2 protein-coding genes and 1 pseudogene are annotated in these 2421 nt (G+C 71.2%); all 3 read left to right on the top strand.

Annotated elements, in window-relative coordinates:
• Positions 1–221, top strand: a pseudogene (locus D7X32_RS44105) (CpaF family protein); the annotation flags it as partial.
• 181 nt (positions 222–402) lie between these two features.
• Complete coding sequence (locus tag D7X32_RS44110) at positions 403–1371, top strand: hypothetical protein (protein ID WP_147450525.1); 969 nt, start codon at positions 403–405, stop codon at positions 1369–1371.
• 14 nt (positions 1372–1385) lie between these two features.
• Positions 1386–2421, top strand: a 1036-nt coding sequence (locus tag D7X32_RS44115; RefSeq protein ID WP_120608445.1) for a DUF1565 domain-containing protein, incomplete at its 3' end; no start/stop codon positions are given.

A 2421-nucleotide genomic window follows, 5' to 3' on the forward strand; every position in this document is an offset into this window, starting at 1 on the left:
CCCCGCCGCCGCGCCGTCCGCCGCCCGCACCCGCCCGTCCCGGCACGCCGCCGTCCAACGCACTGCGCGCGGGTGCGACACCCGCGCGCCGTCCGCCGGGTCCTCCGCCACCGCCCTCGGCCGAGGGGGATGAGGACGAGGAGGACAGCCGGCCGAAGACGGAGCTGAACACGTCGGAGAAGACGCAGATCCGCCCGGCGCCGGAGCGTCCGCGCCGGTAGCCGTCCGCGGCGAGGCGGACCCCCGTCCGGGCTCCCCGGCCACAGGCGACGGGAGGTCTCTTCGCGGGGCGCCCGGCGCCGGACACCGGCGTCACCCCCAGGTGGGTGGGGCCCTGTCCCACCACGCGGGACCGCGAATCCTGACCTTGCGAGGAGGGCGGGTCAGGGAGAAAGTGCTCCCGTGTTGATCCCCTTCCTCGCCGCGCTCACCCTGGTGGTCGCTCAGGCGCCCGCGCCCTCCTCCTCCGCGAAACCCGTCACCGTGTTGCTGGCGCCCACGGACGTGACGCGGGGAACGCCGCGCTACCTCGTAGGAACCGCCCAGGAGCACGTGGCCGAGCAGCTCAAGGCCCGCGGCCTGGAGGTGATCCGCGTGGAGGACGTGACGCGCACGCTGCCGAAGAAGAAGCGTACGGCGATGATGCGCTGCAACCGCACGCAGCCGTCCTGCATCGCGTCGCTGGGCGTGGCCGCGAAGACGGACGTGGTGATGGTGACGGAGATTGGTCCGTACCTGAACGCATACAAGGCGGGCGTGCGCGTGTACACGGCGCAGGACGGCGCGCCGCTCGTCGAGGAATCCGTCCCCGGCGTGAGCGAGGACCAGGTGCTGGACGCGCTCAGCAAGTCGCTGGACGTGGTGGTGCCGCGCACGCTGCGGGTGCTGCGTCCGGAGCCGGTGGCGCCGCCGGTGACGCCGCCCGTGGCGCAGCAGACGCCCAACGTGACGCCGGGCGTGAAGCAGCCGGTGCCGGGGCCGGACCTGACGCCGGGCGTGCAGCCGCCCACGGAGCTGGGCCTGACTGACACGCCGACGGTGGAGACGCCGGGGCGGCGCAAGTGGGCGTGGGTGCCGGCGGCGGGCGGCGTGGTGCTCGCGGGCGTGGGGACGGTGTTCTACATGCAGTCGCGCGGGAAGCTCAGCGACCTGAACAAGAACGAGTACCCGACGCTGGCGGAGGCAGAGAAGGTGCGCGACTCCGGCAAGCGCTCGCAGACGCTTGGCGTGGTGGGGATCGGGGTCGGCGCGGCGGCCATCGCGGCGGGCGCGCTGATGTACTTCCTGCCGGTGAAGCAGACAAACGTTCAGCCGTCCGTGACGCTCACGCCGCAGGGCGGTGGCTTGAGCTTCGCCGGGACGTGGCAGTGAGCACGGGGAAAGCCATGCGGAACCTCTGGAAGGTCGGCGCGCTGAGCGCGGTGTTCGGTGCGGTGCTCAGCGTGGGCGGCTGCAGTGACTTCGAAGCGGCCTATGAAGACTGCAAGGGAGAGGGCCGCTGCGGACCGCAGGCGAACGAAGACGGTGGCAGCGACGCCGGTGACGCGGGAAGCGACGCCGGGGACGGTGGCGACGGTGGAGACAACACGCCTCCTCCCTGCGGCGACGGCGGCGTCGACTATCCCGACCTGACCGGCTTCGACAACGACTGCGACGGCATCGACGGTGTCGCGGACGCGGGCTACTTCGTGGATCCCGTAGGAGGCAGGGACGACGGCTACGACGGGACCCGCGAGAAGCCGTTCCAGACCCTGACGCGCGCCCTCCGGGAGATCCGCGACGGTGGCACGGGGCGCAGCATCGTGTACCTGGGCACCGGCACGTACAACGAGCCCGCGCCCGTGGTGGACCTGCCCGTATCGCTCTACGGCGGATACACGTGGCGCGGCAACGGCAATGCCTACTGGGACCGGTTCAAGGATGGCGGTGGCAGCACGGTCTTCGACGGCGGCACCCTCGCGTTCACGGTGCGCGACGTAACGGATGCGGGAGTCCTGCTGGAAGGCCTCACCATCGCTTCCGCAGATGCACTGACTGCTGGCGAGTCCTCCATCGCGCTTCGCGTGATCCGAGGCTCCGCGGTGCAACTGCGCCGCGTGATCATCGAGGCCGGAAGAGGTGCGCCCGGTGAGAACGGCGCCCCCGGCAATCCCGGTCCCCAAGGTGGGGCTGGACTCGATGGCGGGTCGGCCGTCACTTTTGGTAGCGGCAGGCGCGGAGACGGAGGCAGCAGCATCTGCTCGACAGGGGATGCTGGACTTGGCGGCATCGGAGGCACGGGAAACAACTTCCAACAAGGCTTCGATGGGGGTGACGGCTTTCCCAATACCCCTGGCGGAGCTGGAGGCGCTGCGGGAGTCCGCACGAATACGGGACCGGACCTTTACAACTGCGTCGCCGAGCAAGGGCTCGATGGGGGGA

Origin of the sequence: Corallococcus carmarthensis (assembly GCF_003611695.1) — a bacterium.
GTDB classification, from domain to species: Bacteria; Myxococcota; Myxococcia; order Myxococcales; family Myxococcaceae; genus Corallococcus; species Corallococcus carmarthensis.